General features: G+C 64.8%; 18 protein-coding genes and 1 pseudogene. 6 read left to right on the top strand and 13 right to left on the bottom strand.

Going from position 1 to position 23358, the window contains the following annotated elements:
• From JAB1_RS13610 to glpD, 5 genes are all read right to left on the bottom strand, one after another.
• The gene (locus tag JAB1_RS13610; protein WP_170846341.1) at positions 1–804 is read right to left on the bottom strand and encodes a carbohydrate ABC transporter permease; all 804 of its coding nucleotides are present in this window, start codon (positions 802–804) and stop codon (positions 1–3) included.
• Positions 804–1688 (bottom strand): sugar ABC transporter permease, encoded by an 885-nt coding sequence (locus JAB1_RS13605; protein WP_034754965.1) that lies wholly within the window; start codon positions 1686–1688, stop codon positions 804–806. Before JAB1_RS13605 ends, JAB1_RS13610 begins: the two co-directional genes overlap by 1 nt.
• The gene (locus tag JAB1_RS13600; RefSeq protein ID WP_034779110.1) at positions 1688–2788 is read right to left on the bottom strand and encodes an ABC transporter ATP-binding protein; all 1101 of its coding nucleotides are present in this window, start codon (positions 2786–2788) and stop codon (positions 1688–1690) included. The genes JAB1_RS13605 and JAB1_RS13600 overlap by 1 nt, the downstream gene beginning before the upstream one ends.
• A gap of 1 nt (position 2789) precedes the next feature.
• A complete protein-coding gene (locus JAB1_RS13595) occupies positions 2790–3878 on the bottom strand; it encodes an ABC transporter ATP-binding protein (protein ID WP_070280268.1) in 1089 nt (362 codons plus the stop codon).
• 74 nt (positions 3879–3952) lie between these two features.
• A complete protein-coding gene (glpD, locus tag JAB1_RS13590; RefSeq protein ID WP_070280267.1) occupies positions 3953–5521 on the bottom strand; it encodes a glycerol-3-phosphate dehydrogenase in 1569 nt (522 codons plus the stop codon).
• A gap of 192 nt (positions 5522–5713) precedes the next feature.
• On the opposite strand from glpD, the gene JAB1_RS13585 reads away from it, so the two are divergent.
• From JAB1_RS13585 to JAB1_RS13575, 3 genes are all read left to right on the top strand, one after another.
• Entirely contained in the window at positions 5714–6472 is a 759-nt protein-coding gene (locus JAB1_RS13585; protein WP_170846299.1) for a DeoR/GlpR family DNA-binding transcription regulator, read from the top strand.
• A gap of 356 nt (positions 6473–6828) precedes the next feature.
• Positions 6829–7332 carry a MarR family transcriptional regulator gene (locus tag JAB1_RS13580; RefSeq protein WP_070280266.1) on the top strand — a complete coding sequence of 168 codons (504 nt, stop codon included), beginning with the start codon at positions 6829–6831 and terminating at the stop codon, positions 7330–7332.
• An 85-nt stretch (positions 7333–7417) separates the two neighbouring features.
• Positions 7418–8335 (top strand): pyridoxal-phosphate dependent enzyme, encoded by a 918-nt coding sequence (locus JAB1_RS13575; protein WP_070280265.1) that lies wholly within the window; start codon positions 7418–7420, stop codon positions 8333–8335.
• A gap of 3 nt (positions 8336–8338) precedes the next feature.
• Here JAB1_RS13575 and JAB1_RS13570 read toward each other — a convergent pair whose 3' ends face one another.
• The 7 genes and pseudogenes from JAB1_RS13570 to JAB1_RS13540 all read right to left on the bottom strand — a co-directional run bounded on the left by JAB1_RS13570 (position 8339) and on the right by JAB1_RS13540 (position 19092).
• The gene (locus JAB1_RS13570) at positions 8339–10354 is read right to left on the bottom strand and encodes a diguanylate cyclase (RefSeq protein ID WP_083299721.1); all 2016 of its coding nucleotides are present in this window, start codon (positions 10352–10354) and stop codon (positions 8339–8341) included.
• Between the two features lie 4 nt (positions 10355–10358).
• Positions 10359–10921: pseudogene (cysC, locus tag JAB1_RS13565) on the bottom strand (adenylyl-sulfate kinase).
• A 31-nt stretch (positions 10922–10952) separates the two neighbouring features.
• Positions 10953–13622 carry a nitrate reductase gene (locus JAB1_RS13560; RefSeq protein ID WP_070280263.1) on the bottom strand — a complete coding sequence of 890 codons (2670 nt, stop codon included), beginning with the start codon at positions 13620–13622 and terminating at the stop codon, positions 10953–10955.
• Between the two features lie 22 nt (positions 13623–13644).
• Positions 13645–14871 (bottom strand): FAD-dependent oxidoreductase, encoded by a 1227-nt coding sequence (locus JAB1_RS13555; protein ID WP_052139940.1) that lies wholly within the window; start codon positions 14869–14871, stop codon positions 13645–13647.
• On the bottom strand, positions 14868–15221 hold the full coding sequence (gene nirD, locus JAB1_RS13550; RefSeq protein ID WP_070256593.1) for a nitrite reductase small subunit NirD: 354 nt from the start codon (positions 15219–15221) through the stop codon (positions 14868–14870). Before nirD ends, JAB1_RS13555 begins: the two co-directional genes overlap by 4 nt.
• Before the next feature lie 12 nt (positions 15222–15233).
• Positions 15234–17786 carry a nitrite reductase large subunit NirB gene (nirB, locus tag JAB1_RS13545; RefSeq protein ID WP_070280261.1) on the bottom strand — a complete coding sequence of 851 codons (2553 nt, stop codon included), beginning with the start codon at positions 17784–17786 and terminating at the stop codon, positions 15234–15236.
• Between the two features lie 10 nt (positions 17787–17796).
• Complete coding sequence (locus tag JAB1_RS13540) at positions 17797–19092, bottom strand: MFS transporter (RefSeq protein WP_034779126.1); 1296 nt, start codon at positions 19090–19092, stop codon at positions 17797–17799.
• 324 nt (positions 19093–19416) lie between these two features.
• On the opposite strand from JAB1_RS13540, the gene JAB1_RS13535 reads away from it, so the two are divergent.
• Positions 19417–21105 carry a CehA/McbA family metallohydrolase gene (locus tag JAB1_RS13535; protein ID WP_070280260.1) on the top strand — a complete coding sequence of 563 codons (1689 nt, stop codon included), beginning with the start codon at positions 19417–19419 and terminating at the stop codon, positions 21103–21105.
• Here the strand turns inward: JAB1_RS13535 and JAB1_RS13530 are convergent.
• On the bottom strand, positions 21089–22027 hold the full coding sequence (locus JAB1_RS13530; protein ID WP_070280259.1) for a LysR family transcriptional regulator: 939 nt from the start codon (positions 22025–22027) through the stop codon (positions 21089–21091). The genes JAB1_RS13535 and JAB1_RS13530 overlap by 17 nt on opposite strands.
• 128 nt (positions 22028–22155) lie before the next feature.
• Here JAB1_RS13530 and JAB1_RS13525 point away from each other — a divergent pair, with 128 nt between their 5' ends.
• A complete protein-coding gene (locus tag JAB1_RS13525; RefSeq protein ID WP_070280408.1) occupies positions 22156–22584 on the top strand; it encodes a RidA family protein in 429 nt (142 codons plus the stop codon).
• A 129-nt stretch (positions 22585–22713) separates the two neighbouring features.
• Positions 22714–23358: a DUF4304 domain-containing protein gene (locus tag JAB1_RS13520; protein ID WP_070280258.1), complete on the top strand. Its 645-nt coding sequence runs from the start codon at positions 22714–22716 to the stop codon at positions 23356–23358.

Raw genomic sequence — 23358 nt, 5'->3', positions numbered from 1 at the left:
TCACACCCTCCCCATCGCAAAACCCTTGGCAATGTAATGCCGCACGAACCAGATCACCAGCGCGCCGGGCACGATGGTCAGCACGCCGGCCGCCGCCAGCACGCCCCAGTCCATGCCGGCCGCCGACACGGTGCGCGTCATGGTGGCGGCGATCGGCTTGGCATTGACAGACGTCAAGGTGCGAGCCAATAACAGTTCCACCCAGCTGAACATGAAGCAGAAGAAGGCCGTCACGCCCACGCCCGATTTGATCATTGGCAAGAAAATGCGGATGAAGAAGCGGGGGAAGCTGTAGCCGTCGATATACGCCGTCTCGTCGATTTCCTTCGGCACGCCGGACATGAAGCCTTCCAGTATCCACACGGCCAGCGGCACGTTGAAGACCATGTGCGCCAGCGCCACGGCCAGGTGCGTATCCATCAGGCCCACCGTCGAATACAGCTGGAAGAATGGCACGAGGAAGACGGCGGGCGGCGTCATGCGGTTGGTCAGCAGCCAGAAGAACAGATGCTTGTCGCCCACGAAGTTATAACGCGAAAAGGCATACGCGGCCGGCAAGGCGACCGTGACGGACATCACCATGTTCAAGGCCACGTAAATCATGGAATTGATGTAGCCGCTGTACCAGGACCGGTCGGTGAAGATCGTGTGGTAGTTGGCGAACGTCAGTTGCTGGGGCCACAGGCTCAGCACGCCGACGATTTCCTCGTTGGTCTTGAGCGACATGTTGAGCATCCAGTAGATGGGCAACAATGACGCCAGCAAAAAGACGGCGAGGATGGCACTGCTCATTTTCTTGTGCATCATTTCTGGTCTCCCGTGCCGACGCGCTGCATCCACGTGTACAGCACAAAGCAGAACAGCAGGATGATGAGGAAATAGATCAGGGAAAAAGCGGACGCCGGCCCCAGGTCAAACTGGCCCACGGCCTTTTGCGTCAGGTATTGCGACAGGAACGTGGTGGCATTGCCCGGTCCGCCGCCCGTCAGCACGAACGGTTCCGTATAGATCATGAAACTGTCCATGAAGCGCAGCAACACGGCGATCATCAGCACATTGCGCAGTTTCGGCAGCTGGATGTAGCGGAACACGGCCAGGCGCGAGGCGCCGTCGATACGCGCAGCCTGGTAATACGCGTCGGGAATGGCGCGCAAGCCCGCATAGCACAGCAGCACGACCAGAGGCGTCCAGTGCCAGATATCCATCACCATCACCGTCAGCCAGGCGTCGAGCGAATTGCCGTTGTAATTGTAGTCAAAGCCCAGCTGGTTCAGGGTATAGCCCATCAAGCCGATATCGCCGCGGCCAAAGATTTGCCAGATGGTGCCCACCACGTTCCAGGGAATCAGCAGGGGCAGCGCGATCAGCACCAGCGCCAGCGACGCCTTCCAGCCATCGGCCGGCATGCACAGGGCGATCAGAATGCCCAGCGGAATCTGGATGGCCAGCACGGAGCCGGAAAACAGCAGCTGGCGCAGCAAGGCGCTGTGCAGGTCGCCGTCCAGCATGACCATGCGGAACCACTCCGTGCCCACGAAGACCTTTTGCGTGGGGCTCAGAATATCCTGCACGGAATAGTTCACCACCGTCATCAGCGGCAGGATCGCGGAAAAGGCCACGCACAGCAGCACGGGCAGGATCAATAGCCAGGCGCGGCGGTTGTTATCGGTTTTACCGTTATGTATCATCAGGCCACCCGCTTATCGTTGACATAGAACAAGGTGCGTTGCGGCGGAAAGCGCAGCCGCACGGCATCTCCCGCGACGGCATCGACGGCGCGCAGCTTGGCCGCCACCGTCGCGCCACCCAGCTGGAATTCCGCCAGGTAATGCGTACCCATGTTGCGCACGGCCGTGACCGTGGCATCCAGGCAGTGGTCGCCCCCTTCTTCTCCCGGGTACGCCTTGACGCACTCGACGAATTCGGGCCGCACGCCCACCGTGATTTTCCCTTGCGCACCCGACAGCGCCGCACGCGCGGCGGCGGACACGGCGAGTAGCTGCCCCGCCACGCGCACGCCGCCATCGTCCAAGGTGCAATCGAGCAAGTTCATGCCCGGATTGCCGATGAAATAGCCGACAAAGGTGTGCTCGGGTTCCTCGAACAGGGCTTGCGCGCTGCCCGTCTGCACCACCTCGCCCTGCGTCATGACGACCACCTGGTCGGCAAAGGTCAGCGCTTCCACCTGGTCGTGCGTGACGTAGATCAACGACAATTTCAGTTCGTGGTGGATTTCCTTCAATTTTCTGCGCAACAGCCATTTCAAATGCGGGTCGATCACCGTCAGCGGTTCGTCGAACAGCACGGCCGCCACGTCGGGACGCACGAGGCCCCGTCCCAGTGAAATCTTTTGCTTGGCGTCCACGGACAAGCCACTGGCGCGCAATTTCAGGTCGCCCGTCAATTCCAGCATCTGTGCCACTTGCTGCACGCGCTTTTTCACCTCGCTCTCTTTCCAGCCGCGATTGCGCAGCGGAAACGCCAGGTTGTCGTGCACGGTCATGGTGTCGTAGATCACGGGAAACTGGAACACTTGCGCGATATTCCGCGCCTCAGTCGGCAGCTGCGTCACGTCCTTGCCGTCGAACAGCACCTTGCCGTGCGACGGTTTCACGAGGCCTGAAATGATATTGAGCAAGGTCGTCTTGCCGCAGCCGGACGGTCCCAGCAAGGCATACGCGCCGCCGTCATGCCACTCCATGCTCATGGGCCGCAGCGCGTAGTCGCTTGGTGCCGTGGGGTTTGGTTTGTAGGCGTGGGCCAGGTCGACCAGTTCGATGCGCGCCATGTCAAGCTCCTCCCGGTGCAAACAGCAACCCGCCGTCTTGCGCGAAGATCAGCAAGGCGTGCGGCTGGCAATACACGGTGCAGGCGCTGCCGATCTCCAGGTTGTGCACGCCGCCCAGCTGCGCCACCAGGGCCAGCTCGCCGCGGCGCGCATGCACATAGGTTTCCGAGCCGCTGATTTCCGCCAGGTCCACCTGCGCCGCGATGGGCACGTCGCCATCGGACTGGGGAGACAGATGCAGGCTGTGCGCGCGCACCCCGAGGATCACCTCCGTACTGTCGCCCAGGCGGGCGCGCTGTTCGCCGCTCAGGTGTATCGACAGGCCGTCCGCCGCCTGCGCCACGCCGTGCGCATCCACGCGCGCGGGGATCAGGTTGATGGGCGGGTCGCTGAAGGTGCGCGCCACATCGATGGAATTGGGGGCATTGAAAACGTCCAGGGTCGGCCCCTGCTGCAGCAAGCGTCCCTCGTGCAGCACGGCCACGTGGCCGCCCAGCTGCAGCGCTTCCAGCGGCTCCGTGGTCGCGTACACGACCGTCGTGCTGCCGCTGGAAAACAGTTCCGTCAATTCGCGGCGCAATTCCTCGCGCAACTTATAGTCGAGGTTGACAAGCGGCTCGTCGAGCAGCAGCAACGATGCATCCTTGATCAGCGCGCGCCCCAGCGCCGTGCGCTGCTGCTGCCCGCCCGACAGTTCCCCGGGCGTGCGCTGCAGGTACGGCGTGATGTGCAGGCGCTCGGCCAGCGCCAGCACTTTCGTGCGTATCTGTTCCTCGGGCACCTTGCGCAAGCGCAAGGGCGAGGCGATATTGTCGTAGACGGTGAAGGCCGGATAGTTGATGAATTGCTGGTACACCATGGCCAGGTTGCGGCGGCTGACGGGCACGCCCGTCACGTCGACGCCATCGGCCGTCACGGTGCCCCCGCTGGGCTTGTCCAGGCCCGCCATCACGCGCATCAGGGTCGTCTTGCCGGCACGCGTGGTGCCCAGCAAGACGTTGATGGCGCCCGGCACCAAGGCCAGCGACATCGGATATAAAAAGTCGTCAGCCCCCTGCTTCCTGCTGATCTTGTCCAGTACCAGTTGCACGCGCTTCTCCTCCAGTGATGGTTTCTTATTCTTCGCCGCACCCTCTGCGGGGCGCGGTCGCCAACGTCTTGTGCTTACGGCAAAGGGGGCTGCAACAGCCAGGCATCGAGCCTGTCCGCCGTCTCGCGCGGCAGGTGCAGGCCCAGCTTGGAGCGCCGCCACAGGATGTCGGCCGCGCTGACGGCCCATTCATGGCGCCGCAAATAGTCGACTTCCGCCGCGTACAGGCCGGCGGCGATTTCCTCGCCCATGGCCGCCACGTCCGCCCTGCCCTCGAGCAGCACGTGGATGCGCGTGCCGTAGGCGCGCGCATAGCGCGCCACCAGCGCCGCCGGCAGCCACGCATACTCGCGCTGCAAGCCTTGCACGAACTGGCCGAACTCGCGCACGGCCCTATTCTGCGGCGTGCTGCCGAACACATCGCCGCCGGGCAGGCAAGCCTGCTCCGTCCAGGCCCGCCGCCGCTTGCCCGGCTCGGGCACCAGCAACGGCTCCAGCACATCGAGCGCTTCCTCGGCCAGCTTGCGAAAGGTGGTGATCTTGCCGCCGAAAACACTGAGCAGCGGCGCACCTTCCTGGTCCAGTTCAAAGCGGTAATCGCGCGTGACGGCCTTGGCGTCGGCCGCCGCGTCTTCCACCAGCGGACGCACGCCCGCATACGTCCACACCACATCGGCAGGCACAATGGGCTTGCTGAAATAGTAACTGGAAAGCTCGCACAAGTAACGAATTTCCTCGTCGTCGATTTCCACCTTGCCGCTGTCGCCGTGATAGTCGAGGTCGGTGGTGCCGATCAGGGTGAAATCGTGCTCATATGGAATGGCAAACACGATGCGCCCGTCCGGATGCTGGAAGATATACGCGTGATCATGCTCGAACAGGCGCTTGACGACGATATGGCTGCCCTTGATCAGGCGCAAATGCCGGCCCTGTCCGCCGGGCGCCGCCTGCTGCAGGAATTCGGCCGTCCACGGCCCGGCCGCATTGACGACGCTGCGCGCGCGCACGGACAGCTCACGCCCGTCGCCCCGCAGCAGAGTCGCCTGCCAAGAAGCGTCCGCACCCGCGCCGTCGCGCCACAGGGCCGTGCAGCGCGTCTGCGTCAGCACATGCGCACCGTTGTCCGCCGCATCGATGGCGTTCAGCACTACCAGGCGCGCGTCGTCGACCCAGCCGTCGGAATACACGAAGCCGCGCTTGAACTCGGGTTTTAACGGTTTGCCGGCCGCGTGGCGCGTCAGGTCGATGCCGCTGGAGCCCGGCAGGATTTCCCGCTTCGCCAGCATGTCGTAGAGGAACAGGCCGGCGCGTATCAGCCAGGCGGGGCGCTGGCCCTGCGCATGCGGCATGACGAAGCGCAGCGGCCACATGATGTGCGGCGCCGAGCGCAGCAGCACTTCGCGCTCGATCAGCGCCTTGCGCACGAGGCCGAATTCATAGTATTCGAGGTAGCGCAGGCCGCCGTGTATCAGCTTGGTCGATGCGGATGAGGTGTGCGCGGCCAGGTCGTCCTTTTCGCACAGCAGCACGGACAAGCCCCGCCCGGCCGCATCGCGCGCGATGCCGGCGCCATTGATGCCGCCGCCCACCACCAGCACGTCGCATGCCATCGCTGTCTCCACACCTTGCTGTGCTGCGGTCATCGGGACTCCGTGTATGTCGGGGACACGCTGGCGAGGAAAGACTAGGCATCGCCGGCGACTGTCGTTAAGATCACCATCTGGTAATACGCATGCAATATGAATAAGATACGCCAGAATGCGAACTCATAGCAACATATTTTCATCACTATTTGTTCGTTTCTGTTCGTTTATGATTTTTAAAGAGACAAATCCATGATTTTGAATCCCCGCCAGCGCCGCCTGCTCGAAGTGGTGCGCCAGAAGGTCACCATGTCCGTCGAAGAGCTGGCCCAGCAGCTGGGCGTGACGCCGCAAACCGTGCGCCGCGACGTCAAGCAGATGGAAGAAGCGCGCCTGCTGGCCCGCTACCACGGCGGCGTCGGCTTGCCCTCGTCCGTGGAAAATATCGATTACAGCCAGCGGCAGGTGTTCAACAGCGACGCCAAGCGGCGCATCGCCGCCGCCGTCGCCACGCAGGTGCCGCACGGCTGTTCGCTGCTGATCAATATCGGCACGACCACCGAGGAAGTGGCGCGCGCGCTGGGCCGGCACACGGGCTTGCACGTGGTGACGAACAACCTGAACGTGGCCGCCATCCTGGCCGACAACGCCGCCTGCGAAGTCATCGTGGCCGGCGGCGTGGTGCGCGGGCGCGACCGCGGCATCGTCGGCGAAGCCACCATCGACTTCATCCGCCAGTTCAAGGTCGACATCGGCATCATCGGCATTTCCAGCATCGACGAAGACGGCAGCCTGCGCGACTTCGACGCGCGCGAAGTGAAGGTGGCGCAAGCCATCATCGAGCAGTCGCGCGAAGTGTGGCTGGTGGCCGACCAGCATAAATTCGGCCGCAAGGCGCTGGTGCGCCTGGCCGACCTGGCGCAAATCGACATCTTGTTTACAGATGCGCCGCCACCGCCCCGCTTTGCAGAAGTATTGCGCGACGCGGGCGTGAAGGTGGTGCTGGCCTGAGCGGGCCGCATTTCTGCAAGAAAACCCCGCACTGTCGCGTGGGCAATACGCCGTGTGTGGGCAAGCGCACCGAATGATATGAAATATTTATCAATTCGGCAAAAATGCTGTTACCATTGATGCAACATGAGTTATTTTTTTAATCTTCCTCTCTGGCAATACGATTATTTGCTTGATATTGTTTTTTTATCTCTCCAGAGCAAGAAAAAAGGAAAAACTCTTTGCCGGTAAGTGATTTCCTGTGAAAACAGTGTTAAAACTATCTCAAGCACGATGATTGTTCCCAAACAAACCACTCGACAGCAAGCGTGAAGGCCTTAACCATGCCGGCAACGCCGCCCAGTGAAGGAAAAGAAATGAACCATAATTTTGAAGCGGCCGCCATGCCGCAATCCGCCCATCCCAACAGCGTCCCCGTCAGCGAGCTGGAAGCCCACCTCGGTTATTGGCTGCGTTTCGTTTCCAACCACGTTTCCCACAGCTTCCAGAAAAAAGCCGAAGCCAATGGCGTGACGGTCTCCGAATGGGTGGTGCTGCGCGAAATGTTCCGCCTGGGCTGCACCTCGCCCACGGTGCTGGCGCAAGTGTCCGGCATGAGCAAGGGCGCCGTATCGAAACTGATCGACCGCCTGGAAAGCAAGGGCATGCTCAGCAAGTCCATCCTGCTGGCCGACCGCCGCCAGCACTCGATCGAACTGACCACGGAAGGCGAGGCGCTGGTGCCCGTGCTGGCCGAGATGGCCGACCAGAACGACGAGGAATTCTTTGGCAAGCTGCCGCGCCAGCTGCGCGACGACCTGCTCGAAGCCATGAAGGAAGTGGCGCGCACGCATCAGCTCAAGAGCGCCCCGCTGAATTAACAGCAGCAACACTCCCTGCAAGGGTGACACGGTGGCGCGGGTGCTTCGGCTATGATGCTGGCCTGACTGTCTACCAGGAACACGCATGGCCCTGCACATCGAAACTCCCTTGCTCAACTCACGCGCCCTGAGCCTGCACAGCGAACGCGCCATCTGGCTCAAGCTCGAAGCCCTGCAGCCGCCAGGCTCCTTCAAGATCCGCGGCATCGGCCTCGCCTGCGAAGAATACGCGCGGCGCGGCGCCAGCCGTTTCATCTCCTCTTCCGGCGGCAATGCCGGCATCGCCGTCGCCTATGCGGGACGCCAGCTGGGCATTCCCGTCATCGTCGTCGTGCCGGAAACGACAAGCCAACGGGCCAGGGCCCTGATCGCGCAGGAAGGCGCCGAAGTCATCGTGCACGGCGCCGCGTGGCAGGAAGCGAACGCGCTGGCGCAGTCGATGCTCACGCCGCAGGACGCCTTCTTGCATCCGTTCGACGACCCGCTGCTGTGGCAGGGCCACGCCGGCATGATCGATGAAGTGGCGCGCGCGGGCCTGAAGCCGGACGCGGTGGTGCTGTCGGTGGGCGGCGGCGGCTTGCTGGCCGGCGTGGCCGAAGGCTTGCAGCGCAACGGCTGGGATGATGTGGCCCTGGTGGCCGTGGAAACGCAAGGCGCGGCCTCGCTGGCGGCGGCCGTGGCCGCGCGCGAACACGTGACCCTGCCGGCCGTGACGAGCATCGCCACGTCGCTGGCCGCGCGCCAGGTCTGCGCGCAGGCATTCGCCATCAGCCAGACGCGCCTGCTGCACAGCGTGGTGGTGTCGGACCAGGCCGCCGTCGACGCCTGCCAGCGCTTCATCACCGACCAGCGCCTGGTGGTGGAGCCGGCCTGCGGCGCGGCGCTGGCGGCCGTCTACGGCAAGGCGCCGGAACTGGCCCCCTACCGCAATGTGCTGGTCATCGTGTGCGGCGGCGTGACGGCCACCACGCAGCAGCTCGACCACTGGACTGCCACCCTGTAATACTCAGGGCGCCGCCTCGAGCAGCGCCACGCCATCGCGGCCCTGCCCCTTGGCGGCATACAGGGCCTGGTCGGCCAGGTCCAGCAACTGCGCCGCCGTCAGCGCGCCTTCGCGGAAGATGGCGATGCCGATGCTGGTCGTCACCGGCAGCGGGCCGCTGGCCAGTTCGAAGGGCTGGCGGATGGCGTCGATGATCTTGGCGCCCACGTGGCGCACTTCGGCCGCGCCGTTCACGCCTTCGAGAATGATCACGAATTCATCGCCGGCCAGGCGCGCCACCAGGTCGCTGGCGCGCACGCTGCGCACCAGGCGCGAAGCGAATTCCTTCAGCACCTCGTCGCCCGCCTTGTGTCCCAGGCTGTCGTTGATGGCCTTGAAACGGTCGATATCGAGATAGGCCAGCGCCATCGGCGCGCGCGCAGCCCGCGTGCGCTGCATGCTTTGCGCCAGTTGCTCGTCGAAGCGGCGGCGGTTGGCAATGCCCGTCAGGGTGTCGGTGGCGGCGGCAAACTGCAGCGCCGTGTGCATCGCCTTGGTCTTGGTAATTTCATGAATCAGGCCATACACGCCTTCCACCGTGCCGCTCTCGCCCACGTCAGGCACGTAGCTGGTCTGGAAGGCGCGCCGGCCGGCGTCCCCCTCGCCGCCGATGGTGAATTCATACTCGACCTCCTCGCCCGCGAAGGCGCGCCGCAGGTATTGCTCGCGCAGCTGGTACGCTTCCTCGCCCAGCACGTCGCGGATCGACTGCATCAGGCTTTCCTGCTGCGACCTGCCGAACCATTTTTCAAACGTCGCGTTGATGAACTGGTAGCGGTGCTCGCGGTCGATATAGACGATCACCACGGGCACGTGGTCCGTCAGCAGTTTCAAGCGCCGCTCGCTGTCGCGCGTCTGCGCCTCGGCGATTTCGCGCTCGGCCACCAGCGAGTAAAAGTCGCGGCTCAAGTCGCCGATCTCGTCGCGCCGCTCGATTTGCAGCGCCTCGATGCCCAGGCGCTGGCGGCGGATCTGGTGCACCTGGCGGCGCAAGCGCTCAAGCGGCAGCAACAGGCGCAGCACCACGCGCCAGCCGGCCAAGCCCGCCAGCGCCGCCAGCAGCACGGCGGCCAGCAGGATCTTGCTGCGGATGGCGTGCAGCGGCGCGAAGGCTTCGCTCATGGGATACACGGACGCCAGTATCCAGCCCGTCGAGGCGATGCGGTGGTAGGCGAACAGGGCATCGACGCCTTGCGTGGTGGTGCCCGTCAGCCAGCCCTCGTAACCCTGCATGGCGCGCCGCGTGGGCACGCTGACGGGGCCATGGGCTTCGATATGCTGCATGATGCGCGACTTGTCGGGATGCTCGACGATGACGCCTTCGCTGGTCATGATGTACAGATAGCCGCCCTGCCCCGGCTTGAGGGCGCCCAGACGGCCCAGGAAATCGGGCTGGCGCAGGTTGACGCTGGCCGCCAGCACATAGCGCACGCCGCCCTGCGCGTCGAACACGGGCTGCGTCACCACCACGATGGGCATGCCGGAAATACTGCCGTTCAGCGGCGCGGAAATCACCGAGCGCCGGGTCGCCAGCGTCTGTTCAAAGTACGGACGGCCCTTCACGTTCAGCCCCGCCTGCGGCTTGAAGGGACTCACGCTGGCCAGGACGTCGCCGTCGATGCCGACCACGCCGGCCGAATAGAACTCCATCCCCAGCACCGTTTGCGCGGCCAGGAAACGCTGCAGGCTGGCGCCGTCTTGCGCGCCGCTGGCCGCCAGGCTGTCTGCCATCGCGCGCAGCACATTGCGCTTCGCGTCGAGCTCCTCGTCGATGAAGACGGCGGCGCTGGCCAGCGATACGTACTGCTGGCGCCCCATCACGTCGCGCATGCCGCGTTCGGCCACAGCCAGGGTGGCCAGCGCCAGCGAAGCGACCGCGCCCAGCACGAGCAGGAAGACGACCACGCTCATGCGCGCCTTCAGGCTGGCGGGCAGGCGCCGGCGCAGCCATTTGCGCAATGTCCCTCTTGTCGCCGTCATGCCGTCACGTCCGCCGCTGCAAATACCGGTACAGGCGCTCGACCGACTCGTCCAGCGCCAGGGTGCCCGTGTCCAGGGTCAGCGCGGCCGCCAGCGGCGCTTCGTAAGGGGCGGAAATGCCCGTGAATTGCGCCAACTGCCCCGCGCGCGCCTTTTCATACAGGCCTTTCGGATCGCGCGCCTCGCACACGGCCAGCGGCGTGCTGACGTGGACTTCGATGAAATGCGCCGTGCCGATGATGGCGGCGGCCATGGCCCGGTCGGCGCGATACGGCGAAATGAGGGCGGCGATGACGGTCAGCCCCCCTCCGTTCATCAGGCGCGCCACTTCGGCCGTGCGGCGGATGTTTTCATGCCGGTCTTCGGGCGTAAACCCCAGGTCGCGGTTCAAGCCATGGCGCAGCTGGTCGCCGTCGAGCAGCGCCACGGCGCGGCCCTGCGCCTTGAGCCGGCGCGCCAGCGCATCGGCGATGCTGGACTTGCCGGCGCCGCTCAAGCCCGTCAGCCAGACCGTGTCGTGTTGTCCTGCTGTCATCACACTGCCTCTCCTCTTGTAGAGCTGGCAATATAACAAAGCCGCGCAGGAAAGGACAGATTATCAGGCAGCGCTGCGCGTCTCAAGCAGCAATTGTCGTATCTCCGGCAAGCAGGAGCCGCAATTGCCGCCCGCCTTGACGCAGGCCGTCACCTGCGCCGTCGTCGTCAACTGCTGTTCCACGATGGCCGCGCAAATGGTATTGCGTCCCACGCCAAAGCACGAACACACGGTGGGCCCCGCGTCCACGCCCTTGCCGATGGGCTGCCCCAGCAGCACGCCGGCGCGGTCGGCCGCATCCATTTGCGCGTGCGCAAACAGGCCCGCCAGCCAGCTGCGCGACGGCAGGTCGGGACGCGGCGAGACATACACGCATTGCGCGATGCGCCCCTCGTCCAGGTGCACGGCGCGGTACACGCCGGCACTGGCGTCCGCATAATCGAGCCAGTCGGCATTATCGTCCGTGACGCCCAGCAGCGCGCGCGCCCAGGCGCCCAGGTCTTCGATGCGCTGGCGGCCGGCCAGCTCGTAGCGCAGGAACTGCTCGCCCTGGATGCGCGTCCAGTGCGCCACGCCGTCGAGGTTCAAGGGCGTGCGGCTCAGGACAAACGCATGCCAGTGCACGCGGAACTGCTCGATGCGCACGGGCGTGTGCTTGAATTCCGGCTCGCCCGAGACAGGATCGACGACGGGGTTGACGACGGCGCCCACGCGCGCATCGGACGCATTGGCGTCGCTCCAGTGTATCGGCACGAAGACCTGGCCACGCGCGATGCCGCCGCCATGCACGACGCGCGCCACCATCGCGCCCCAGGCGCTGGAAATGCGCGCCAGCTCGCCTTCGCGCACGCTGTACAGCAGCGCATCCTGCGGGTGGATGTCGATGAAGGCTTCGGCGATGTGGCACGACAGTTTCGCCGCCTTGCCCGTGCGCGTCATCGTGTGCCACTGGTCGCGCACCCGGCCCGTGTTGAGGATCAGCGGATAGTCCTCGTCGGGCATGTTGCGCGGCGCGCGCGGCGCCGTGGGAACGAAGCGCGCGCGCCCGTCCGCATGCGCGAAACGGCCGTCGCCGAACAACCTCGCCTGGCCCTGCGGCCACTGCTGCGGCGCCAGGGCGTCATAGCGCGCCGCATCCAGGCCGGCCAGGTGGCCCAGGTTGAACAGGCGCGCCGTGTCTCCCGCGTTGCGGAAGGCGGACAGGCGCGCGTGTTCGTCGAAGATGGCCTGCGGCGACGTGAAATCGAAGCCGGCATGGCCCATGCGCCGTGCCACGTCGCACAGCACGTCCCAGTCGGCGCGCGCCTCGCCGGGCGCCGGCAAAAACGCCCGCTGGCGCGAGATGCGGCGCTCGGAATTGGTCACCGTGCCATCCTTCTCTCCCCAGCCCAGGGCCGGCAGCAGCACGTCGGCATGGGCATTCGTGTCCGACCCGGCGCTGATGTCCGACACCACCACCAGTTCGCATTTGGCCAGCGCGCGGCGCACCTGGTCGGCGTCCGGCATGCTGACCAGCGGATTGGTGGCGATGACCCACACGGCTTTCACCTTGCCCGCCTCGATGGCCTGGAACAGGTCCACGGCCTTCAGGCCAGGCTTGCTTGCCATGCGCGGGGAGCCCCAGAAGGTTTGCACGGCTTCGCGGTGCAGCGGCTTGTCCAGCTCCAGGTGCGCCGCCAGCATGTTGGCCAGGCCGCCCACTTCGCGCCCGCCCATGGCGTTTGGCTGGCCCGTAAGGGAGAACGGCCCCATGCCGGGCTGGCCGATGCGCCCCGTCGCCAGATGGCAGTTGATGATGCTGTTGACTTTGTCCGTGCCGGAGGACGACTGGTTCACGCCCTGCGAAAACGCCGTGACGACCTTGCGCGTGGCGACAAACGCCTGGTAAAACGCCAGCAAGGCGTGCGGGTCGACCTTGCAGATGGCCGCCACCTGCAAGGGGTCGCCGCAATCCACGTGGGCGGCCGCCAGCGCCTCGTCCAGTCCCGCACTGTGCCGCGTGACGAAAGCGTCATCGATCACGCCTTCGCGTGCCAGGTAACACAGCAAGCCGTTGAACAGCCACACGTCGGTGCCCGGTTTCACGGGCAGGTGCAAATCGGCCAGCTCGCAGGTGGCCGTGCGGCGCGGGTCGATCACCACCAGTTTCATGTGCGGCCGGCTTTCCTTGATACGTGTGATGCGCTGGAACAGGATCGGGTGGCACCAGGCCGTGTTCGAGCCCACCAGCACCACCATGTCGGCCAGTTCCAGGTCTTCATAGCAGCCCGGCACGATATCCTCGCCGAACGCCCGCTTGTGGCCCGCCACGGCCGACGACATGCACAGGCGCGAATTGGTGTCGATATTCGCGCTGCCCACATAGCCCTTCATGAATTTGTTGGCAATGTAATAGTCTTCCGTCAGCAGCTGGCCCGAGACATACAGGGCGACGGCGTCGGGGCCGTGCTCGGCGATGATGGCGCGCAAGCCGCCGGCCACCTGGTCCAGCGCGGCATCCCAGGAAGCGCGCTGCAGCACGCCATCGACACGCACCTGCGGATACAGCAGGCGCTTGTCGAGGTCCAGGGTGTCGCCCAGGGCCGAGCCTTTCACGCACAGCTTGCCCAGATTGGCCGGGTGGCAGCTATCGCCGGCGATGCGGATGGCGCCGTCGGGAAGGCGTGTCGCTTCCACGCCGCAGCCGACGCCGCAATACGGGCAAGTGGTTTTCACGGGCATGCAGCTAGTCATGAAAGTATCCTGTTGGTCGCTGTCAGGCGGCCTGGGCGCACAGCGCCTGGCCAAACAATAAATGGGTGCGCAGTTTGCTGATGTCGCGGCGCTGCTGAATCAGGTCAAAATACCAGGGACCGTCCTGCACGTCGCCATACAGCACGGCGCCGGCCAGGCGGCTGCCCTGCACCACCAGCCGCTTGTAGACGCCGCGGCGCGGGTCGCGCAGCACCAGGTCTTCGCTGCCCTCGCCGCCGATGATGTCGCCGGCCGAGTACAGGTCGATGCCCGTCACTTTCAGTTTGGTGGCGCTGGCCTGCTGCACGTAGCGGCGGTGTCCCGCGCCGGCCAGGTGCGCGCCGCACACGCGCGCCTGTTCCCAGATGGGCGCGACCAGGCCGAAGGTGGCGCGCCGGTGCTGCACGCATTCGCCCACGGCGTACACGCGCGGGTCGTAGCTTTGCAGGCAGTCGTCGACGACGATGGCCCGTTCGCAGTGCAGGCCGGCCGCTTGCGCCAGGGCGATGTTGGGGCGCACGCCGGCCGTCATCACCACCAGGTCGGCGGGGATGCTGCTGCCGTCCGCAAACTGCACGCCTTCCACGCGGGCGCTGCCCATGATGGCGGACGTTTGCGCGTGCATCAGAAAACGCAGGCCGCGCGCTTCCAGCGCCGATTTCAGCAGCATCGATGCGGGCGCATCGAGCTGCTGGTTCATCAGGGCGCCGCTCATGTGCACGACCGTGACGTCCATGCCCTGGCGCTGCAAGCCGTTGGCCGCTTCCAGCCCCAGCAAGCCGCCGCCGATGACCACCGCGTGGCGGTGCGTGCGCGCCGCCTGCAGCATGGTGTCGACGTCGCTGATGTCGCGAAAGCCGATCACGCCGGGCAGCGCATGGCCCGGTACGGGCACGATGAAGGGCGTGGAACCGGTGGCCAGCAGCAGGCGGTCATAGGCAACCGTGATGCCGGACAGCGACTGCACGGTGCGCGCCTTGCGGTCGATGCGCACGACGGGGTCGCCCGCGTGCAGGGTGATGCCGTTGTGCGCATACCAGTCGCGCGTATGCAGCATGATGTCGTCCACCGACTTTTCGCCGGCCAGCACGGGAGAGAGCAGGATGCGGTTGTAATTGCCGTGCGGCTCGGCGCCGAACACGGTGATGTCGTACAGGTCCGGCGCGAGTTTCAACAGTTCCTCGACCGTGCGCATGCCGGCCATGCCGTTGCCGACCACCACGAGCGCGGGACGCCGGGGCGGGTTCACAGGGCCACCCACACCATGTCCGCGAACACGCGCGCGGGCCAGGTGGCCACCGAATGCTCGGGCGCTTCGATGCACTCGCCGCTGGCCAGGTCGAAGTGCTGCTTGTAGATGGGCGACGCCACCACGACGCGCTCGCCGATGCTGCCCACGAGGCCCCGCGACAGCACGGAAGCGCCCGCATTCGGGTCGACATTGTCGATGGCGTACACGCGCGGCGCGGCATCGCCGACGCGGAACACGGCCACGTGGCGGCCACCGAGCAGCGCGCACACGCCCGTGTCGGGCACGATGTCGGTCAAGGGACAGATGGCTACCCAGTTGTCGGCGGTGGCGCCGGAAAGTTCATTCATGGCATTCATGGCTCAAACCTCCACGGCAAGGATGGGGATCACGGTGCTGCGGCGTTCCATCTCGGTGGCGGGGCGGATCTGGCCCCGCTCTTCGACGAACACCACGTTTTCATCGCCTTTGTCGCTGTTGACGAAATGGCGGAAGCGCTGGCGCACGGCGGGGTTGGAAACGGCTTCCTTCCACTCGCAGGCATACGTGTCGACCACGTGCTGCATGTCCGCTTCCAGCTCGTGGGCGATGCCCAGGCGGTCGGCCACGACGACGGCTTTCAGGTAATCGAGGCCCCCTTCGAGGTTGTCGCGCCACACGCTGGTGCGCTGCAGGCGGTCGGCCGTGCGCACGTAAAACATCAGGAAGCGGTCGACGTAGCGCACCAGGGTGGCTTCATCGAGGTCGGACGCCAGCAACTCCGCATGGCGCGGCTTCATGCCACCATTGCCGCACACGTACAGGTTCCAGCCCTTTTCCGTGGCGATCAGGCCGATGTCCTTGCCCTGCGCCTCGGCGCATTCGCGCGTGCAGCCGGAGACGCCGAACTTGATCTTGTGCGGCGTGCGCAGGCCCTTGTAGCGGTTTTCCAGCTGGATCGCAAACCCCACGCTGTCGGCCACGCCATAGCGGCACCAGGTGGAGCCGACGCACGATTTCACCGTGCGCAGCGACTTGCCGTAGGCGTGGCCCGACTCGAAGCCGGCCGCGATCAGTTCTTCCCAGATGGCCGGCAACTGGTCGACGCGCGCGCCGAACAGGTCGACCCGCTGGCCGCCCGTGATTTTCGTGTAGAGACCGTATTTTTTCGCCACCATGCCCACGGCGATCAGGCCGTCGGCCGTCACTTCGCCGCCCGGCATGCGCGGCACGACGGAATACGTGCCATCCTTCTGGATATTGCCGAGAAAATAATCGTTGCTGTCCTGCAGGCTGGCGTGCACGGGAGACAGGACGAAATCGTTCCAGCACGATGCCAGGATGTTCGCCGCCACGGGCTTGCACACGTCGCAACCCAAACCCTGGCCATGCGCGGACAGCAGCGCGCCGAAGCTGCGGATCTTGCCCACGCGGACCAGGTGGTGCAATTCCTGGCGCGAGTACGCAAAGTGTTCGCACACGTGGTTGTTGACGGCCAGGCCCTGCTTCTGCATTTCCGCCTTCATGATCTGCGTCACCAGCGGCACGCAGCCGCCGCACGCGGTGCCGGCTTTCGTGCAGGACTTTAATGCGCCGATGGTGGTGGCGCCATCGGCGACGGCCGCGCACAGCGCGCCTTTGGACACGTCATTGCACGAGCAGATTTGCGCCGACTCGGGCAAGGCATCCACGCCCAGGCCCGCCTTTTGCTGGCCGTCGGCCTGGGGCAGGATCAGGAACTCGGGCGATGCCGGCAGCTCGATTTTATTGAGCATCATCTGCAGCAAGGTGCCGTACTCGCTGGCGTCGCCCACCATCACGCCGCCCAGCAGGTATTTGCCGCAATCGGAAACGACGATCTTCTTGTAGATCTGCTTGCGTTCATCCATGAACTGGTAGGAGCGGCTGCCCGGCGCATTGCCGTGCGGGTCGCCCAGGCTGGCCACGTCCACGCCCATCAGTTTGAGCTTGGTGCTCATGTCGGCGCCCTTGAACGATGCTTCGCCCTCTTCCTGCAGCACGTGGCGCGCCGCGATGCGCGCCATTTCATAGCCGGGCGCCACCAGGCCAAACACCAGGCCGCCCCACAGCGCGCATTCGCCGATCGCGTAGATGTCCGGGTCGGACGTGACGCAGCTGTCATCGATGGCGATGCCGCCCCGCGGTCCCACCTCCAGGCCGCAGGCGCGCGCCAGTTCGTCGCGCGGGCGGATACCGGCCGAGAAGACGATCATGTCCGCTTCCAGGTGGCTGCCGTCGGCGAACTGCATGCGGTGCGTGGCCGCTTCGCCGTCGACGATGGCCAGGGTGTTCTTTTGCGTGTGCACGGTCACGCCCAGTTCCTCGATCTTGCGGCGCAGGACGCGCGCGCCGCCTTCATCGACCTGCACGGCCATCAGGCGCGGCGCGAATTCCACCACGTGGGTGTCCAGCTTCAAATCCCTCAAGGCCTTCGCGCATTCGAGACCCAGCAATCCCCCGCCGATCACCACGCCCGTTTTTGACTTTCCGCCCCAGGCCAGCATGGCTTCCAGGTCTTCGATGGTGCGGTAGACGAAGCAGCCATCGCGCTCCTTGCCCGGCAGCGGCGGCACGAACGGCGTGGAGCCGGTGGCGAACACCAGCTTGTCGTAGCCCAGCACTTCACCCGTGCTGGCGGTGACGGTTTTCGCCGCGCGGTCGATGGACACGGCGCGCGCATTGAGCTTCAGGACGACGTTGCCCTTGTCGAAGAAGCCGGGCGCCACCAGCGACAGGTCCTCGGCCGATTTTCCGCTGAAAAATTCGGACAGGTGCACCCTGTCGTAGGCGGGGCGCGGCTCTTCGCACAAGACCGTCACGGACAGGCGCGTGTTGTTCTCCAGCGCCAGGCGTTCGAGGAATTTGTGTCCGACCATGCCATGGCCAAGGACGACGATGTTCAAGGGGTGGTTCATTGTTCTCTCCTCAGGCCGCGGCCATGTTTGGTTCAGCCGCTTCGCGGGTAAAGCGCACGGCGATGGCGCACAGGGCCGAGATCACCACCAGCGCGCTGAGGATGATCAGGGTCTGGCGGATGTCGCCCGTGCCCTTCATCAGGAAACCGGCCGCCACGGCGCCCACATTGCCGCCGGCGCCGATGATGCCGGCCACGCCACCCAGGGCACGGCTGTCGATGAAAGGCACCAGCGCATAGGTCGCGCCGCACGCCATGTGGGTGAACAGGCCGAAGACCAGCATGGCGATGACGGCGTACGTGACGCTGTCGACCTTGGCAAACCACAGCAGGCCCACGCCTTCGCCGATCATCAGCATGAACAGCAGGGTCACGCGGCTGTTCAGGTTGCCACGCAGGGCCAATTTATCCGACATCCAGCCGCCCAAAGCGCGGGCAAACAGGGCCAGCAAGCCGAAGCTGCCGGCGGCCAGGCCAGCCGATTTCAGGGACAGGCCGAAATGGTCGACGTAGTACACGGCGGCGATGTTGTGGATGAAGATTTCGATGCCGAAGCAGGCACCGTAGGTGACGAACAGCAGCCACACGCGATAATTGCTGCTGGCGGCCTTGAAGCTGTCCCAGCCCCCCTTCTTGCCACCCTCGATAGGCACGCCGGCGGCGCGCAAGTCCGCGTAATTACCTTCCGGGCAATCCTGCGTATAGCGCCAGTAGAGGGCAGCCATCACCAGCATCAGCACGCCCGGCACCAGCAGGGCCACGCGCCAGCCCATCGATTCGGACACGCCCAGCATCAGCACGGCACCGAGCAGCAAGGGCATCAGCGCCTGCGCCGCGCCGCCGCCCGCATTGCCCCAGCCGGCTGCCGCCGCATTCGCCGTCCCCACTACGCGGGGCGCGAACATCACGGAGGTGTGATATTGCGTGATGACAAAGCTGGCGCCGACGGCGCCGATGCCCAGGCGGAAGAACAGAAAGCTTTCATAGCTTTGCGAAGCGGCCACGCCCAGCACGGGAATGGCACCCAGCAGCAGCAAGCCCGTGTAGGTCTTGCGTGGGCCGTAGCGGTCGCACAATGGTCCCACGATCAGGCGCACGAGGATGGTGATGGCGACGGCCGCGATATTGATGTTCGCCACTTGTGCCAAGGAAAGGCCGAACTCGCCCTTGATGACCGGCATCAGGGGGGCGCAGGCGAACCAGGCGAAGAAACACACGAAAAATGCCATCCACGTCAGGTGGAATGCGCGCATGGGTGGCGTGGCGAGGGAGAAGAGCGCGATGCTCGTTGCTTTTTGGCTGGCCATGATAGGTTCCCGAAATATCCCGTTGATAAAACAAAACGGCGCCCGCCCCCGCCGATGAGAAAAATCAGCCTGGGCGGACGCCGTTGTCCATGTGGTCCGTCGTTGGACCGTTGTGCGTTTATTCAGGGGATCGCCGTTGATCCGTACCTTCTGTTTAGCAAGTGCCGTGCCAGCTTGCCTGACGGGCACGCAGCATCATTCACACCGGCTTTGCGCCAGATCATGGCCAATCACGGTGCAAGCATGCCACTTGCTGGTGCATGCGGGAACCAGCAAATGGCATATCTTGTCTAACTGCCATCTGAAGCAGTACGGGAGGCCACGATGGTCAAGACATTGCGTTGGCTACGGCCGCCATGGCTGGCTGGCGTGTGTGCGGGGCTGCTGCTCATTACGTGGAATAACACTGCCGCCGCGCAAGAGCCGAAGGAACACAGCGAACTCGATGCCACCGTCGCCGCGCCCTTTCACGCCGCGCGCGGCGAGCGGGCAACGCAGGCGCGTGCATTTGTCGTGCGCCTCGCCTATCCGGGCGAAGGCCGCACCCATGCGGTGCGCTGGACATTGACCTTGTCCGGCCCGGGGCCGCAAGGCGCCGTGCTGCGGCGCTGGTCGGGCACGCAACAGGTAGGGGCCGGCGGCAAGAGTGTCACCTTGCCATGGGATGGCCGCACCGACGCCGAAGCGCCCAAACGGCGGGGGCTGGCGCCAGACGGCTTGTACCAGTTGCGCCTGCTTGCCGTGGCCGATGCGGGCACGCCGCAGGAAGCGCTGGTGGAGCAGCAATGGCCGATCCAGGTGCGGCGGCGCAGCAGCACGGCGCCCACGGTGCCCGCCTTCCAGGCCGGCTTGCAACAACTGCCCAGCCTGGAAGGCCAGCCCGGCTACCGCATCGTCTACGCCAACCTGCACAGCCAGACGCGCCACAGCGACGGCGGCGCGGCGCTCGATGCCTGCCATGGCGCGCAGGATCCGCAAACGGCGCCCTTCGGCCCCATTGATGCCTACAAGTATGCGCAGCAACATGGGCTCGACGCCCTGCTGACATCCGAGCACAACCATATGTATGACGGTTCCGACGGCACCAACCCAGCTGCCACCGCTGCCGAAGCGACAGCCCTGTACCAGACGGGGCTGGCCGAAGCGGTCGCGTATTCGGCCGCCCACCCCGGTTTCCTGGCCCTGTACGGCATGGAATGGGGCGTCATCAACAAGGGCGGCCATGTGAATATCTTCAATAGCGAGCAGCTGCTGGGCTGGGAACGGAATGCCCTGGGCGAGCTGCTGGCCGACGTGGAAACGCCGAAGGGCGATTACGCGGGCCTGTACGCGCTGATGCGCGAACGGGGCTGGATCGGCCAGTTCAACCACCCGGCCCAAACGGGCCAGTTTCTCGTCAATGGCCAGCCGCTGGGCTACACGCCGGATGGCGACGCGGCCATGGTGCTGTGCGAAGTCATGAACACGTCCGCGTTTTCCACCAACGACCAGGAAACGGAGACGCGGCGCAGCAATTACGAGGCAGCCTGCAACCGCGCCCTGTCGGCCGGCTACCACCTGGCCTTCAGCAGCAACCAGGACAACCACTGCGCCAACTGGGGCGCGTCGTATGGCAACCGCACGGCCGTGCTGGTGACCAGCCCGGCCGCCGGCACGCCTGTTTCACGCGACAGCTTCCTCGAAGCGCTGCGCGCGCGCCGCGTGTTTGCCACCATGGACAAGCATGCGCAGCTGCTGTTCACGGCCAACGGCAAGCTGATGGGCGAGCGTTTCGACAACCATGGCCCCTTGCACCTGGCCACCCATTTCAGCAACAGCGCGGGGCGGCAAGCGGCCGCCATTGCCATCTTCCACGGCGTGCCGGGAAGCAATGGCTCCGTGACACAGGTATCGGACCAGGCCGAGCTCACCCTCACGCCCGCGCCCGGCCCCCATTTTTATTACGCGCGGCTGGTGCAGGACGATGGCAATATCGTCTGGTCGGCGCCCGTGTGGGTCAATCAGCTGCCGTGACGGCGACAGTGACAGCGGGGACAGAATACCGGGCCATCAGTTCGGCCACCCAGTCGATAAAGACGCGCAGTTTCTTGCTGACATGGCGGTTCGGTGGATAGGCAAGATAGAGCGGCATGGCATCGACCGTCCATGCGGGGAACAGCGGCAGCAGCTCGCCCCTGGCCACGTGCGGCCGCGCCATGTAGTCGGGCAGCCACAGCACGCCCAGCCCCGCCACCCCGGCCGCCAGGTAGGCGTTGCCATCGTCGATCGACAGCACGTACTGGCCATGGATCTTGACGCTCTGGTCCTCGCGGTGCATCACGTACGGAAAGCCGTTGCCGCTGCTGGCCCAGCGAAAGCGCACGATACGGTGCGCGCTGTCCTGCAAGTCCAGCGGATGCAAGGGCGTGCCCACCCGCTGCAGATAAGCGGGCGCCGCATACACGCCCAGCGGCAAGTCGGCGAGCTTGCGCGCCATCAGCGACTGGTCGGTGATGTTACCGCCGCGTATCACGCAATCGACATTCTCGCCGATCACGTCGACCATGCGGTCGCTGGCGCCCATGTCGAGCACGATATCGGGATACCGCGCATGGAACCCGGGCAGCGCCGGCACCAGCAGCAAAGCGGCGAGCGGACTGGGCACGTCCACCCGCAACTGGCCCCGCGGCAAGGCGGCGGCGTGCGGCAAGCTCGTTTCGATTTCTTCCAGGGTGTCGAGCACCTGCACGATGCGCTCGTAGTAGGCGGCGCCATCGGCCGTCACATTGACCTTGCGCGTGGTGCGGTTCAGCAGCTTCAGGCGCAGCCTCGCCTCGAGCTGCTGCACCAGCTGCGTCACCGTGGTGCGGCTCATGTGCAAGGTCGCGGCCGCCCGCGTAAAACTGCCCGTCTCGACCACCCGCACGAAAGCCTTCATCGCATCAAACCTGTCCATCTACACCTCCGCCATTCGATTGTTTGGATTATACAAACAGTGCAGGCGATTCTGACCGCTTTATCAGCTGACTGGCAGCAGATAAAGTGTTCCCCAGGCAGCAACTTCGCTGCATCAACAAAGGAAAGCTGATGAAACGCGACGTCGTATTCCCTCCGGGCCGCCAAGCCCTGTATGAACAGAACCGCTATTCCCCGGCCGTGCGCGCCAGCGGCCTGCTGTTCGTCTCCGGCCAGGTCGGCAGCCGCGAAGACGGCACGCCCGAACCCGGGCTCGACGCCCAGGTCCGGCGTGCGTTCGACAACCTGAACGCCATCTTGCAAGCGGCCGGCTGTACCTTCGACGATGTGCAGGACGTGACCATCTTTATCGTCGACCCTCAGGCCAACTTCCAGCGCATCTGGGATATCGTGCAGGCCGGGTACTGGGGTCAGGCGCCGCACCCGACGGTGACGGCCGTGGGCGTGACGTGGCTGTATGGTTTCCAGTTCGAGATCAAGGTGGTGGCCAGGCTGCCTGGCCACCACGCAGACCCTGGAAGCGTGCAGGAAAAATAGCGGCAGGTTGTCCCTCGCACGATTGCCCGCCGCAAGGTGTGCTGGCACTGATCTGTGGCAACATGGCAGCGCCGTTTTGACAGCATGTTGACAGCAAGGCGGCGCAAGCAACCCATGCCAGGAAACCCAATGAAGCCAAAAGCGCTGATCATCGCCCATATCGAAGCGTTCTTGCTGGAGCCGCTGAGCGCAGCAGGCTTCAAGTTCTCGCCAAGCCAGCTGACGTTCAAGCGCACGCAGAACGAATTCGTCCAGGCCATCCATTTCCAGGCCAACCGCCATAACGAAGAGCATCTCTACGTGGCATTCTGGAGCCACTATCAGGTTTCGTCCAGATTCTATACATCGTGGCACAAGGCGCGTTACGCTCACGAACCTGCCAACAATATCGTTGGCGATGTGGCCGACTGGAATATCAGAAACTGGCAATTCCCTGTCATCGATGGCAAGGAGGACAAGGAACACCAGCTCGTCGATCCGTCCCATCGGACAACAGTCATGGCCTGCCTGCGGGACAATCTGCTGAAGTTGGCCATTCCCTGGCTCGAGCACCGGTCCAACTGGGAAAATGCGGCCCTGGCCCTGGTCGAAGCGCAAGGCTCGCATGCCAGGGCCTGCGATTTTTATCTGATGGCCGGCAAGCAGGAAAAAGCCTTGTGGGCCTTGCACGAAAGCATTGCCTACTGGGAAAGAAACCCCAAGGCATCTTATCCGCAAGAAAAAGAGGAGATCGCTTTGCGTATGGAACACTACTTCAATGCGACACCAATCTGA

This window comes from Janthinobacterium sp. MP5059B, from assembly GCF_001758645.1.
In the GTDB taxonomy this organism is placed as follows: Bacteria; Pseudomonadota; Gammaproteobacteria; order Burkholderiales; family Burkholderiaceae_D; genus Janthinobacterium; species Janthinobacterium lividum.
The sequence above is the reverse complement of the archived record's forward strand: the minus strand, read 5'-3'. Positions and strand labels throughout refer to the sequence as shown.